Source organism: Microbulbifer maximicatervae (SeqCode) (assembly GCF_052467955.1).
Window position 1 is genome coordinate 2,003,925 of record NZ_CP174329.1, and the last position, 13,316, is coordinate 2,017,240.

The window sequence follows — 13,316 nt, forward strand, 5'->3', positions numbered from 1 at the left end:
GTAAAGTGTTTAAACGAGGTGTTCAGGTATATGCGAGTCAAACGAGAGAAGGTATTTCAAGCACGAGTTATTCGGTTGTTATGCAGCCTTTCAGTGATTTCTTTTCTGCTCGGATGGACTTCAGCCAGTACCGTGGTTACGCGGGTATGGCAGTCCCCATATATTGGTATTCAAAGCTTGGGAAAAACTCTGGTACTCGCATATACCCTGGTACCGAGGCCGATAGTCGGTGGGCAGGTAGAAAGGGAGTGGGTCATGCAACTGCAGGATACGGGTATTGATGCGCATTCCTGGAGTGCTCTCGGGGCAATAACTGGTGTTCCCTCAATGGGGGAGATTGCACCCTTACTCCGGGAGAGGGGATTTGACACTTTATTGGTTACCCAATTGTTGGCATTAAAACGGATCAACCCGAATATCCGCAACTCCCAGGTTGCTGTTGTGGAGACACGTTTATATTCGGCGCCTAGTGACGAAGTTTATTGGTCGGTTCAGTCGGATACTTTTTTATACAAGTATTCAGGGGAGGAGCTGCGCCATCCCAATGAGAGAGATTTACGCGAGTTTGTAGAGGTGATGATTCGCACTATGTCTGGCAATGGCGTTTTATAGCCGCTAATTTATCGTGATTTTTATCGAACCTTTCTCCAGACCAATAAAACTGTTGTATTCAGCTATTCTGGTGAGACAAACCGTTGATGGGCCTATCAAAGAGTGCGCGTTCAATGGTTCGAAAGGGAATTCAAAGCGTTAGCAGGAATAGATGCCGGCTAACTACTTTTGGCGGTAGGCTTTACCATGGATTGGAATCTAAAAGCCCCTGTGGTTTTTTGGCGTGCGTGTCTAAGGTACTGGAGATGTGTTGATGTGCACGCTCCACGATTATTATTTATTCTGCCAGTTTTTCTTTCAATTTTATTAATCCCCTATTCAGTCAGTGCTTCTGAAACTTTTCTGATGCCGTTGGGACCAGTGGCAGAGGAGCAGAAAGTACACTTCTTTTGGGCTATGGCACTCACCATGGTCGCTGTTCTCCCGGTATTTATCCTGGTGCCAGTAATCCTCTTTAAATACCGAAGAAAAAAAGGTCACGGATTCTATGCGCCCAAATGGGAAACCTATGGTCCGCTCGAAGTGATTATGTGGGGTGTGCCATTCCTGGTCATAATTGTTTTGTCAGTGATGCTCTGGCGTGCAACGGCACGGCTCGATCCCTACAAGGAAATACAGGGCGTTGTCCCCCCGGTAAAAGTGCAGGTGGTGGGGCTCGACTGGAAGTGGTTATTTATCTATCCGGAGCTGGATATTGCAACAGTCGGTGAATTGGTTGTACCAGTACACACTCCAGTCTCAATGATATTGACCAGCGATACGGTAATGCAGTCGTTCTTTATTTCTGCACTGGCTGGGCAGATTTATGTGATGCCGGGTATGACGACAAAGCTCAATTTTATCGGTACAAAAACCGGCGACACCAGAGGGGAGAATACCCAATATACCGGCAATGGTTTTGTCGACCAGAATTTTGCAGTCAAGGTTGTGACTGATGAGGAATTTGAAGCCTGGGTAAAGCAAGTACGGACGGGTGGGATTGTCCTGAGTCCAGAAAATTATAACCGCCTGGCACAGCGAAATACCAAAAAACAAGCATACAAAGTCTTGGGAAATAGCAAGATGCCAGAAAATACACTGTATTTTAACTTGCCGGGCACAGACCTTTTTCACGAAATAGTAATGCGTTATCACTCCGGTAAACCGCTGAGCATAGAAGAGCAGCCCGGCACCCGAAAATTCGGCCGAGGCGAGGATGATGCCGAGGGAGCGCAGCCATGAACAATTTGGATTACGGTTGGCTGGGTAAGCTCAATTGGGATTCTCTGGTATTTAGCGGGTTTCTTGAGCGGCCCTCAGTCAGTGAGGCCGTTGCCAGTGTGGCGGGCTCGATAGTAATACTGGCAACAGTGGGAATCCTGTTTTTATTGACCTGGTTTAAAGTCTGGGGAACACTCTGGCGGGATTGGTTGACCAGCACTGATCACAAAAGAATCGGCATTATGTATATCGCTTTTGCGATCGTGATGTTGGTTCGAGGGTTGCTGGAGGGGATGGTAATGCGTGCCCAGCAAGCCGCCGCACCGGAAGGCTTCCTCTATGCAGATCACTTTGCCCAGTTGTTCAGTACACACGGCACCATAATGGTGTTTTTTGTGGCAGTTCCGTTTTTGGTGGGCCTTATTAATTTCGCTATGCCGCTGCAAATTGGTGCCCGTGATGTGGCCTTCCCGGTACTTAATCAAATCAGCCTGGCGGTGACAGTTTCCTCCGGTATTTTGTTGATGGTCTCTCTGGTGGTGGGGCAGTTTTCTACTGGGGGTTGGTCGGCTTATCCGCCTTATACGGGGGCGGATTTTAGCCCTGGGGTTGGGCCTGACTACTGGATATGGGCGATCGTATTTTCTGGGGCGGGGACGACATTAACGGGGATTAATTTCACCGTCACCGTGTATAAATGCCGTGGTCCAGGAATGCACCTATTCCGTATGCCACTGTTTTGTTGGACCGTACTCTGTGCCTCCATTCTAATGATTTTCGCAATGCCACCTCTCAGCGTTGCCGCCTTAATGTTGGGCTTGGATCGCTACCTGGATTTCCACTTCTTCACCAATGACCTCGGTGGAAATATGATGAACTATGCCAATTTATTTTGGCTCTTTGGTCACCCTGAGGTCTATCTGTTGGTGCTGCCAGCCTATGGTATTTTTTCCGAGGTCTTTTCCACCTATTCGGCAAAAACCCTGTACGGCTATAAATCCCTGGTGATTGCCACCATGTGTATTGCGATCCTGTCCTTTACTGTGTGGTTACATCACTTTTTTACCATGGGGCAGAGTCCGACGATTAATATTGCCTTTGGTATAGCGACTATGCTGATCGCGGTGCCGACCGGAGTGAAAGTTTACGACTGGATGGCGACCATGTATCGCGGTCGAATACGTTTTACCACTCCAATGGTTTATGCCATCGGATTTTTAATCCTGTTTGTGATTGGTGGCCTCTCCGGCGTTATCCTGGCTAACCCCACTGTCGATTTCCAAGTGCACAATACACTGTTCTTGGTGGCGCATTTCCACAATGTTCTGATACCCGGCGTGTTGTTTGGAATTTTGGCAGGGTACAACTACTGGTTCCCCAAAGCATTTGGTTTCCGCCTTAATGATAAATGGGGTAAACGCTCAGCCTATCTCTGGTTTGCAGGATTTATGGTGACATTCTTCCCGCTCTATGGCGCCGGCTTATTGGGGATGCCAAGACGATCATTCAGCTATGCCGATCTCACATTCAAGCCGTACATGATCGTTGCTTTTATCGGCGCAATGATTGTTCTGGCGGCCTTAATTTCGCTGGTTATTCAATTTATCGTAAGTATCAGGGACCGAAAGAAAACCCAGGTTCCTGTGGGTGATCCTTGGGATGGACGGTCCCTGGAGTGGAACTCTCCCGCTCCAGTACCGGCTTATAACTTTGTTGAAATACCCAAGGTTACTGATCGGGATGCATTTACTGAGGCTAAGGAGCACGGTGAAGCCTATAAGCGGCCTAAAGTCTATCGAGACATAGAGCTCCCTAAAAATAATCCTCTCGGATTTATTTTGTGCGTTGTCAGTGGAATTTTGATGTTTGCCCTGGTTTGGTACATCTGGTGGCTTGCACTGATCTCCGCATTAACCATTTTGGTTGCAGTTATCGCGGCCACCTTCCGCAAAGAAACGGAATATATTATTCCTGCCAGTCAGTTAGAGAAGGATACGGAAGCTTGGTTGGCCTTGGTCGAGAAGAGCGAGGCAGTGAGCCGGGACCTGGAAGATTCCCCGCGAAATGTCGGCCTTGCGAAGCTGGAGATCTAAATGAATCCCGTCTCTTCACCGAAAAGCCCGGGCAGCATCAATCCCCACGAAGCCATCCACAGAGATCCCGATATGGTGATCTTTGGCTTCTGGGTCTTCATGATGAGCGACCTGATTTTCTTTGGGGTGGTATTTGCGATTTATATCACCATGGTGGGCGCTACCGCCGGAGGGCCGGGCCCGAAAGAGCTTTTTGATTTCGGCAGCTTGTTCGCCCAAACGATGCTTCTTCTAACCAGCAGCCTCACTGCGGGTATTGCGACAGTTATTGTTAAGCATGAACGCAGTCGCGCTGCCTTTCTATTTTGGGTGGTGATAACCCTGTTGCTGGGCATGGGTTTCCTGGCGTTGGAACTGTACGACTTTGCCGGGATGGCCGAGAAGGGAGGGGTGCCACAGCGCAGTGGTTACCTGTCAGCCTTTTTTGGCTTAGTGCCCTTGCACGGTCTCCATGTCACTTTCGGCTGTCTGTGGATGATCGTTTTGATCGTTCAGGTTTTCACTATGGGATTGGGGGATGTCGTAAAGCTGCGCTTTCTGCGCCTGGCATTATTCTGGCATTTCCTCGATTTGATTTGGATCGGAATTTTTTCCGTGGTTTATTTCGGTGGCTGGGTCTATGGCTAAAGAACCGACTTTTGCACAACACCTGCGGCTGTATATCACAGGTTATATCCTGTCTATTGTGCTCACTCTGGCGGCTTTTGCCGCAGTGCTGACGATCGGAAGGGAGAATAAAAGTGTTTTGATTCTGGTTGCGTTACTAGGGGTTGCGCAACTGGTGGTGCAATTAAAATATTTCTTGAACGTAACGACCCAGCGGGACCGGAGGGATAACCTGGCGTTAATCCTTTTCTCTAGCTTAATTCTTTTGATTATTGTGTTGGGTACAGTCTGGATTATGGGGAACCTGGCGGTGCGTATGCATACTACTATGTAGTATTTTACGCTTACGCACCTTTTATAAAATTAGATAATGACTTTGCTCTTCAGGTTGGATGCTGCTTTTTGCAGGGACTGTAAGACCTTTTCTTTATCGTAATTTCGGATTTTATCCAGGTCTAAATGCATTGAGAATCCGGGGGCATGCTCCTCCAGGTAACTCTGCTGGCCGCCCAGGTTCTTACGCAGATCAGTAACCTGGTAAACCTTCACCGGGGTACTAATACCTTTTACGGTGATATGCCCTTTGTCCCGGCACATTACCGTGTGTTTGATCATGGCCCAGGTCTCGTGGCTAATCAGGATTTCTCCCGGCTGGGCGGCGCCTTCCAATCGAGAGGCGAGGTTAACGTGGGTACCCATCACCGTGTAAGACTGGTAGTTGGCAGTACCAAAAATGCCGACAGTACAGTAGCCGGTATTAATACCCATACGAACCTGCAGGGGGCGCGAGATACCTTTATTGTACCATTCCTGCTTCATTTCACGTACGCGTTTACGCATCGCCAGGGCCATAGCTACGCAGCGCAGAGCGTCTGACTTTGGTCCTTTACTCTCATCGTCCCCAAAAACAACCATTACCGCATCGCCGATAAACTTATCGATAGTGCCGCCGTATTGCCCAGCGATGCGTGCCATTTCAGAGAGGTAATTATTGAGCAGCTGGGTAAAGGTCTCTGCCTCTAATTCCTCGGTGAGCTGGCTGAAGTCTTTGATGTCAGAAAAGAAAACGGTGAGGAGCTTTCTCTGGGTCACCAGAGCTTCTTCATCCCCTGTAGTGACAGAGCGCCACAGCTTTTGTGGCAGGTACTTGGAAAGCTTGTAGGAGCGAACCTTGCTAACGCGTTGCTCAACCATCAGGGAGTGATTGGCTTCCTTAAGCTGGCCAATCTGGCGGTGGGTAAAGAATGCATAGGCGCATAAATAGGCCAGAATACAGATCAGGCTCACGGTGCTGATAGTGAGGTCAGCGCTCACTAGCAGAGATGGCTCGTGCATCAGGTACCCGATAACGACCCCAACCAGTAAGCCGGTATTGTGCTCAAACCAAGCGCGACCACCGCCGCCCCCAGTGAGGGCATTCAGCTGGGCCATGGTAACCAGCAGCAGCGAGGGCAGCATGCTGAAGTCTGCCAGGGATATGGTGATGCCGATCAGTACTGTATCCAGGAAAGAGAGGCAGCGGCGGGTTTTCAGTGCTTTTTTATCGCCAGTTTTGTAGAGGATAAATTGGGCGAGAGCGGTATAAGCAATGATAAAAAGAGCAGATCCGGTAATAACCAGCTTGTCTGATTGCCATGGCGCATCCCAATTCACCGCGTTTGCCAGGGTACCGGCAGCGGCAAATAAAATCAGGGTGCGAAAATAGGTGGAGTAGCGAGGGTTAACATTCCGCCCCGTGCTCTCCTCAAGCTGGTCCTGCATTTGTGTTGTTCTTTGTCCGTTTGAGCAGAAAGTGAACACCTTGCGCGTTGGCGATAGGGTGGCTCCGATTTCCCCATCCACCGTATAGCCACGCCGTGACTCCAGCAGCGCAGTTTACTCTTCCGAGGAACAGAATGCGAAAAAACTGTGCATGCAAGTGATATTTTTCTCGTTGTTGTTGCCAGTGATATTACCGCACCTCCAGCCTCAGAACCTCCCAATTTTCATGGCAGATTTGCAGTTTAGGCAGGGAGGGTACCTTAGGGCTTTGCGTATCAAGGTTTATATAGATAGCGACCACTGACTCTACAGCAGGCCAAGGATTATGACAGGGTGCTTTTCCGACATTATTAACCTAGATCAATCTGAGCTCAGGAATCCGGGCGACTTGTACCAGGTGAAGGGAAAAGGGGGGTGTCAGCAAAAGGCAAGTTTTCCTATAACTGCTTTAAGGGATTGGGTATCGGCCTCAGATAAAGCCGGGCTTATATTCACCTTTGAGTCAAGGGGTTACATAAGTTGTACAGCCCATATATTGGAGAACTGAAGGGGCAGAGCAGGCCGGAAAACTAATGCTGGTCGGACAAATATAGAGCCTGGATCAATCGACTCACAGAGTCTAGCCACCAAACCTGCGATAGCTGAGGGGCTCATTTGAAGGGGCAAATAGCCGTGGTGACTTGTAGCGGATAGTCTGAGCTCCCTCATGATGCCCCGTTTTAACAGCCAGAGAGACTTTTTTCGCATTAGTGCTTGCACAACAAGGAACATTTGGGTAAAGTGCGCGCTCTCTCGACGACACAGCAGCTATCTTCCTGATTTCCTTGAAGATTTCGCCGAAGAGAGAGACCGCTACAAGGCGGAGAGCCCTCGCGAAGGGTGACAATTTGGTGAGGTGTCCGAGTGGTCGAAGGAGCACGCCTGGAAAGTGTGTATGTCGCAAGGCATCGAGGGTTCGAATCCCTCCCTCACCGCCATCTTCTAAAAGCCCGGCTTATGCCGGGCTTTTTTGTTTCTACCTTTCGATTGGTTTCTCTATGTCTTTTTTGGCGATTCTACTCGTCAGCCCAGAGATTTTTGGGCTTTGCTAAGGGGGGGCTCATCTTAGAAGGGTTTGCCAAATACTACTGCGCTTATAATTGACGGGCTGTTAGATTTAAGGGGGTACACAAAGGCCTCTTTACTCATTCTGCTGTAGTATTTTATATAGATCCTCATTTTTGTTGCTATTATCCCTGCTGTCTAAATTGTGGGCTAAGTTGGTTTTGAGGGAATTTTAACTGCGAGTTAGCTCTTCTCCTTGCTTTTGCCTGCAGCTCCACTGTCTACTTTTTTGGGTTAAAGTCATACATATTTATATTTTGGCTCTTATTGAGGCAAATTATCTAAATAAAATTTGTACCTGCTGAGTAAAAACTTCTTATTCAACAATCTTCTCTACTTCCTATTTTTTCTTTCACTTAGAGCGGCTTGTTGGAAGTTTGTGCCGTCGGTCATATAAGTGAGAGTTACACTGCCGGTATCAATCAGCTATAACGCAATAAACAAACCCTAACAGGGGCGGGCGCAAAGCTTTTTCCAGGCATAGTTGGCCAGTTTGGCGGCGGTGTGGGAGATACTTAGGGTGCCCTCCAATGGTTTATGTAGCCCCCCAGGGAAGCCGCTAGTAGCTGAGCATGAGCACTAAGAAAAAGGTAAGTACACATTCACCTCAGATTCCACTGGAATTTTCTTCGACATTTGGGTAAAGTGCGCACTCTCTCGACGATATAACAGCTATCCTATTGATTTACTTAAGGGTTTTGCTGGAAAGAGAGGCCGCTTTAAAGCGGAATGCCCTCGCAGGGGGTGACAATTTGGTGAGGTGTCCGAGTGGTCGAAGGAGCACGCCTGGAAAGTGTGTATGTCGAAAGGCATCGAGGGTTCGAATCCCTCCCTCACCGCCATCTTCTAAAAGCCCGGCTTATGCCGGGCTTTTTTATTTCTGAAGCTTTTGTTCTTTAGTCTTGAGTATCAAAGACCTTAGCTGTCACTGCTTTCTCCTATAGATGGAGGAGGCTGCTAGGCAGAGACCCTATTTATTACCGCAATACTCATCAAAATTGCTGGGAGTGTTAGCAAAGCCAGCCTTCTCTGCAAGTTCCCATGGTCGTTCGCATTCTTTAGTTTTACTACACCAAAGGTAGCCGGCTGAGTTTATACACCCGTGGGCATCCTTGTCTGAACCGACCGGTGTGGTGGGCTTGGGATCCTCTGGAGTATCTGAGGAGCACCCCATCAGGGACGCGACTAGAATAAAAGCGGCGGCTTCTTTGATTTTGAGCATTACAATCACCAGAAAGTTAAGGTTATTGTTAAGTATACGATTTAGTGCAGCACCCATCACAAGTCGTGCCTGATTGTTACTTCAAGGCCAGTCCAAGTGTGTTTTTTATATTATTATCAAATTTGAAAGGGTATGGGTTTGATAAGCCCTTTCAGTCTAGTAGCTTATCTGCAAATCTGACTATACTTAAAAGCCACCCTCTCGATAACTCTCAAAAGTCCTGGTTACTTTAATATCCTATCTTAGGGCCGTGATATCTCTATCGCAGGAAAAAATAAGTCCGTAAGTAGTAGCGGATTGCCTAAATTTACGGTATTTCATACTGACTTCACCATACTGGCAAGCAGTTTTTCACATGCTCTATAGAGAATAGGTTCTAGCTCTTTTGCTCCAAAAACAGGCCTATATCTGAGCATCCCTCTTAGGCTGAATACACCTGAAAAATATTCTCTCCATGGCATTTTCTCTCGAGCCCTATAAGAGGAGTGTGTTTTTTTGGAGTCGGCGTAATAGAGTCGAGCTGCGACTTCAATCTTTGGCCGCCAGAATACAGGCATTGCACCAAATTCTCCAAAGTATGCGGTGTCAAACTCACCCCCTCTTACTTTTAAGACTACAACCTCTAGTGCTAAATCATTGGATTTAGGTTCTATTCGACTCGATATATGTGGTAAGGAGAAAATTTCTACCAGCCTATGACGAATGCCCGCGTCTAAATCTTCGCCCTTAAAAGCCCCCCAAGCACCAGTCTTGCTAAATTCATTCTGTGAGACGACAATCATTTTATCCAGATAGACTCGTGGTTTACTCTTTTTAAATAACTTTGAGAACATTCTTACTGTAGCCAGATGTAGGTTTTGTGAGGATGGGTATAAGGGTTAGTGCTAGAGGTGTCGTGTGAAACCGACATCCTGTTAGGCATGGAATGATAGGTTTTCTGTCTATATTTTGCACTACTGTTAATGGCTAAATTGTACCTCCCATGGGCAAAGAGCCAAATAGATATTGCTTGTCGGGAACCATCTTTTCTCTGCCGCCCATGATGACCGGTTGTAGCATGAGCTTGAATGAATGATGTTAATAAACTAAAGGTATAGTGTTCTTGGGGGATTAGTTACCTATTAGTTTTGGTAACTCTCTCATCACTTGAAAGGAGACTACGCCAACGGTTTTAGATTCCTCGTTAAGACGATTAAAAAAGTAAGTTTTCATGCCTGCTTCTATACCAGCCTGAACTCCCACTGGCCCATCATCTATAACGGAGCAGTTCTCAGGGTGGTAGCCCATACTTTTTGCGGCATGTAGGTATATGCCTGGATCAGGCTTCCATATGCCTACTTCATATGAACTGAATAAATTATTTCCGAAATACTTAGATAGCCCGCATATATCTAATGAATGCTTGATTTTTTGCAGGGGGCCGCTAGATACTACCGCTTTCTCACCATCAAGTGCCTCAAGAGCGTCTGCTACACCTTCAACAGGTTTTAACTCTCTGGTAAAGATTTTTGTGACTATATCGCGATAAGCTGCAACAAAATTGCTTTTCAGTTTGATATTATTCTCTTCTTCTAATAGGGATAGAATACTTGCCAGTTTCCAGCCCCTAAATCTTATGACCAGTTCATCAGCATCTATTTTTATTCCGTAATTTTCGAACATAATAGCTAAGCCAATGCTGGAGAGGTGTTCGCTATCAACTAAGGTGCCATCGTTATCAAAAAGCAGGCATTTACTCACAGATGAAACTCCTATTGATTTCTTTTATGTTACGCTATTTTTCCCATAGTGAGTTTATATAAATGATATATAGAGCCGCCGCCGCAACAGGCATGAAGTGCCACCAATAAGAGGAGGCGTCCCCTCCGAGGTTGTATTGGTATATAACAATACCGGCGGCAAGTATGCTAATTGAGGGTAGTAAGTATAGGGAAGCCGCAAGTATCACTGATGATAGTTTTGATAAATTTCCTCTATTAGCTACGCCACCTCCAGCGAATGCGGCCATCATAAAAAGGAATCCGCAAAAAGACAATTGAAGAAATGAGCCTACAATAATCCAAGTTAAAGACATGTTGATCCGTCTCCTTTGTATAATTAACTCTAAAATCCTGCCGTGCTAACTGACCCTGGTGAGGGTGTTGCTGCTTTTTCTTTTTTGTGGCTTATTATTCTAATTATATGATTTATTGCGGGGTCTTCTCCTGCGAAATACTCTTCAGATGAGAGTGTTACGGGAACATGTGGTGCAATCCAGATGCGATGATCTTCGGCCTTTGAGGCCTGATGATATTGAGATGAAATAATTCCCCAGACACCGCTGTAAGGAAGTTTAAACCATCCCGCTTCACCTAAATGGTTGGGTCTGCTCCCACTTGGTTCACCGACAATGATGATGTCAGTCAAGCGATCGAGGTCTGCAAGTAACAAATGTGCAGCGGAGAAAGTATTTCGCCCAATAATCACAAATAGATTATTCTCTTCGCTATTTTCTGAAAAATGAATTAACGATCTTGTTAAGGGAGGGATAATAGAACCATTGCCGCCGCTGTTGTGACGCAAATCTAGAACAAGATTTTTGACTTTTCTACCCTTGGTGAATGCTGTGATCTTTTTGCTGAATACGTCCAGTGGGTGTGACTTATCTTGTGCGACCCTATTAAATTGTAAATATAGGAGATCATTGCCAGAATTGTATTCAAGCCAATAGTTTTCTTTCTTGTTCCTTAGGTAAAGTAAGTTGTCCCTATTATTAGGTGCGGGTAAGGTTGGAAAACCTGTAAAGTTGAAAGGTTTTCCTGATAGAACTACTTGCTCTTTGGCTCCTGATTTTTCTTCCAAAGTTAGTGGGATCTTCGATGCACTTTCTACTATGCCTAAACCCTCGAGAACCTCCGGTAAGGCCAGATAGTAAGGCCCCAGCCAGTATTGTTGCATTTCGTTATCGCGGGCATTTACAGTGGCAATCTTTTTCATTACTGCATCTATCGGCTGGTTGGCTACTGAAAGGAGTTTTTTCCCTATAATATGCTTATATTCGGTATCGGCACCTACAATGAATATCCCATCATTAAACCAATAGAGCTGGATTGGTAACTTGCTGAATGAGCCATTCCTAGAGTGGGTTGGGACAATAAAGTTGTGTCCATTCCCTAAGCTGGCAAGTAGCGCCATCATTCTAAATACGATTTGTTGGTCGGTTAAGTGGGGGATTTCTGTTTTAATTTCGTCTATGTGTAATGCTAGATCTTCCTTTGATGAGTGATGGTAGGGGTTAACATGTAGGCGTAATATTTCATCAGCTAGGAAGTTTAAATCTGTCATCCAGCGTTCATCTCTCGATAAATTTTCCAGCTGGCTTTCCCCTGAAAGCTCCTTATACATGTCGTCTTGAGATATGTGTTGAAAATCGCTGCTGCCAATGAGACTCTTCCGGTCATCCCATCTGAAATCGAGTGCTTTTTGAATCCAGCCTAGCGCTTGGTCTTTCTCTTCCATTTTGGAATGGCATTGTGCAATTTTGATCATTATATCGTTAGAGGGGGATGAAGCTGATCTTATCCCTGACATGATTGTCCCTAGCTCTAGCGTTCGTTCAAGCGCAGGAATTGCTTTGTTGCATTGGTTCGTCTTGATGTATCCATGCCCGAGTAAAAACCAAGTGTCTCCATCATCTTTATATTGGGCGGTTAGTTTTTCGAGCAAGGGAATAGCTTTTTCCCAGTCATCGGTTTTTGCGAAACTTACTGCTTGTTCTCGCTCTATCCAATATTCGGAGCCGCTAGAGGGAAAGGACCGGGAGGGCATTTGACCAATAGCGCTGTTGGTCATAAGGTCTGCCTTTGAAGCGGCTACTACAGGTGATTGGGTCAAGAAAAATCCGAGTACCGAAAGGGTCAAAAAAATTTTCATGCTTGTTTGTGCTTATGCTTTTACGATTGAGATTCTTAGAGGGAAGCTTGAATAGGGTATGCCTGAAGTAACATTACACCTAACACTAGTAATCGCTTTACTGTTTTTGCTAGTGAGGGGCTCACTCCCTGCTCGTAAAGGCGAGTTTGAGTCCTAAAGCTGCGAAGCTGCCAGCAAAGACTCGTTGGATAATAACGCTAATTTTTTCTGAGTGAATAACATAATTTCGAATGACTGTTGCTAGTAAGCCATAAATAATGAAAACTAGAAAGGTCATAGCCATGAAGGCAAGTCCAAGAATCAACATACTATCTACGGGGTTCTGTATTTGAGAGGGAATAAATTGGGGTAAGAATGCCAGGAAGAAGATGGTTAGCTTTGGGTTCAAGATATTAATTATAAACCCCTTGAAAGCAATTGAGGTTAAGCTCTGTTTCTTTTGACTTTCCTCCAGAGTCAGGGAGTTGCTAGATTTAAGCATTGACCAAGCTAAGTACAATAAGTACGCGACCCCTGCATATTTTACAAACTGGAATGCTAATGCACTGGTATGAATAATTACGGACAGCCCCATGATGCAAGCAAGGATAGAGGGGATGATGCCTAGCGTACAACCTAACGCTGCAGAAATACTTGCTCTTTTACCCATGAATAGCCCCGCAGCAACTGTATATAGAACTCCCGTTCCCGGTATCAACACAACGATAAAAGAGGTAATCAAAAACTCAATGCTTATCATAAGGACAAGTCCTGACATGAAATTATAGATTTAAATACTGGATTTAGGGATAACCCTTTTGAATGGT

The 13,316-nt window shown here is 46.0% G+C and carries 12 protein-coding genes and 2 tRNA genes; 7 read left to right on the top strand and 7 right to left on the bottom strand.

Translation table 11 applies throughout. The features are described from left to right. Positions 1 to 30 precede the first annotated feature (30 nt). The 5 genes from ACJJI5_RS08590 (at position 31) to cyoD (ending at position 4,845) form a co-directional block, all read left to right on the top strand. Positions 31 to 612: a hypothetical protein gene (locus ACJJI5_RS08590; RefSeq protein WP_445356019.1), complete on the top strand. Its 582-nt coding sequence runs from the start codon at positions 31 to 33 to the stop codon at positions 610 to 612. Positions 613 to 867: 255 nt separating this feature from the next. Beyond that, on the top strand, positions 868 to 1,833 hold the full coding sequence (locus tag ACJJI5_RS08595) for a cytochrome c oxidase subunit II (protein WP_445356020.1): 966 nt from the start codon (positions 868 to 870) through the stop codon (positions 1,831 to 1,833). Further along, positions 1,830 to 3,905: a cbb3-type cytochrome c oxidase subunit I gene (locus ACJJI5_RS08600; RefSeq protein WP_413665088.1), complete on the top strand. Its 2,076-nt coding sequence runs from the start codon at positions 1,830 to 1,832 to the stop codon at positions 3,903 to 3,905. The genes ACJJI5_RS08595 and ACJJI5_RS08600 overlap by 4 nt, the downstream gene beginning before the upstream one ends. After that, positions 3,906 to 4,532, top strand: a complete 627-nt coding sequence (locus ACJJI5_RS08605) for a cytochrome c oxidase subunit 3 (RefSeq protein ID WP_444894403.1) — start codon at positions 3,906 to 3,908, stop codon at positions 4,530 to 4,532. It abuts the gene before it with no gap. Next, a complete protein-coding gene (cyoD, locus tag ACJJI5_RS08610; protein ID WP_444912603.1) occupies positions 4,525 to 4,845 on the top strand; it encodes a cytochrome o ubiquinol oxidase subunit IV in 321 nt (106 codons plus the stop codon). Before ACJJI5_RS08605 ends, cyoD begins: the two co-directional genes overlap by 8 nt. A 29-nt stretch (positions 4,846 to 4,874) precedes the next feature. Here the strand turns inward: cyoD and ACJJI5_RS08615 are convergent, their stop codons facing one another. Next, the gene (locus ACJJI5_RS08615; protein ID WP_444957222.1) at positions 4,875 to 6,272 is read right to left on the bottom strand and encodes an adenylate/guanylate cyclase domain-containing protein; all 1,398 of its coding nucleotides are present in this window, start codon (positions 6,270 to 6,272) and stop codon (positions 4,875 to 4,877) included. An 889-nt stretch (positions 6,273 to 7,161) separates the two neighbouring features. Between ACJJI5_RS08615 and ACJJI5_RS08620 the strand changes: the two genes are divergently transcribed. Both ACJJI5_RS08620 and ACJJI5_RS08625 read left to right on the top strand, forming a co-directional pair. Next, positions 7,162 to 7,249 (top strand) — tRNA-Ser (locus ACJJI5_RS08620). 881 nt (positions 7,250 to 8,130) lie between these two features. Beyond that, positions 8,131 to 8,218 (top strand) — tRNA-Ser (locus ACJJI5_RS08625). A 128-nt stretch (positions 8,219 to 8,346) separates the two neighbouring features. Here the strand turns inward: ACJJI5_RS08625 and ACJJI5_RS08630 are convergent. The 6 genes from ACJJI5_RS08630 to ACJJI5_RS08655 all read right to left on the bottom strand — a co-directional run bounded on the left by ACJJI5_RS08630 (position 8,347) and on the right by ACJJI5_RS08655 (position 13,249). Continuing rightward, the gene (locus ACJJI5_RS08630; protein WP_444896630.1) at positions 8,347 to 8,598 is read right to left on the bottom strand and encodes a hypothetical protein; all 252 of its coding nucleotides are present in this window, start codon (positions 8,596 to 8,598) and stop codon (positions 8,347 to 8,349) included. Between the two features lie 317 nt (positions 8,599 to 8,915). Beyond that, positions 8,916 to 9,431, bottom strand: coding sequence for a hypothetical protein (locus tag ACJJI5_RS08635; RefSeq protein WP_445356021.1), 516 nt, complete (start codon positions 9,429 to 9,431; stop codon positions 8,916 to 8,918). Between the two features lie 277 nt (positions 9,432 to 9,708). After that, entirely contained in the window at positions 9,709 to 10,338 is a 630-nt protein-coding gene (locus ACJJI5_RS08640) for an HAD-IA family hydrolase (RefSeq protein ID WP_445356022.1), read from the bottom strand. A gap of 34 nt (positions 10,339 to 10,372) precedes the next feature. Further along, positions 10,373 to 10,672, bottom strand: coding sequence for a hypothetical protein (locus tag ACJJI5_RS08645; RefSeq protein ID WP_445356023.1), 300 nt, complete (start codon positions 10,670 to 10,672; stop codon positions 10,373 to 10,375). A gap of 29 nt (positions 10,673 to 10,701) precedes the next feature. Then, positions 10,702 to 12,510, bottom strand: a complete 1,809-nt coding sequence (locus tag ACJJI5_RS08650; protein ID WP_445356024.1) for a hypothetical protein — start codon at positions 12,508 to 12,510, stop codon at positions 10,702 to 10,704. Between the two features lie 121 nt (positions 12,511 to 12,631). Beyond that, positions 12,632 to 13,249, bottom strand: a complete 618-nt coding sequence (locus ACJJI5_RS08655; RefSeq protein WP_445356025.1) for a LysE family translocator — start codon at positions 13,247 to 13,249, stop codon at positions 12,632 to 12,634. Positions 13,250 to 13,316: the final 67 nt, after the last annotated feature.

Coding starts and splice junctions, on each gene's coding strand:
- ACJJI5_RS08590 (WP_445356019.1), top strand. CDS start 31: ATGCGAGTCAAACGAGAGAAGGTATTTCAAGCACGAGTTATTCGGTTG.
- ACJJI5_RS08600 (WP_413665088.1), top strand. CDS start 1,830: ATGAACAATTTGGATTACGGTTGGCTGGGTAAGCTCAATTGGGATTCT.
- ACJJI5_RS08605 (WP_444894403.1), top strand. CDS start 3,906: ATGAATCCCGTCTCTTCACCGAAAAGCCCGGGCAGCATCAATCCCCAC.
- cyoD (WP_444912603.1), top strand. CDS start 4,525: ATGGCTAAAGAACCGACTTTTGCACAACACCTGCGGCTGTATATCACA.
- ACJJI5_RS08615 (WP_444957222.1), bottom strand. CDS start 6,272: ATGCAGGACCAGCTTGAGGAGAGCACGGGGCGGAATGTTAACCCTCGC.
- ACJJI5_RS08630 (WP_444896630.1), bottom strand. CDS start 8,598: ATGCTCAAAATCAAAGAAGCCGCCGCTTTTATTCTAGTCGCGTCCCTG.
- ACJJI5_RS08635 (WP_445356021.1), bottom strand. CDS start 9,431: ATGTTCTCAAAGTTATTTAAAAAGAGTAAACCACGAGTCTATCTGGAT.
- ACJJI5_RS08645 (WP_445356023.1), bottom strand. CDS start 10,672: ATGTCTTTAACTTGGATTATTGTAGGCTCATTTCTTCAATTGTCTTTT.
- ACJJI5_RS08650 (WP_445356024.1), bottom strand. CDS start 12,510: ATGAAAATTTTTTTGACCCTTTCGGTACTCGGATTTTTCTTGACCCAA.
- ACJJI5_RS08655 (WP_445356025.1), bottom strand. CDS start 13,249: ATGATAAGCATTGAGTTTTTGATTACCTCTTTTATCGTTGTGTTGATA.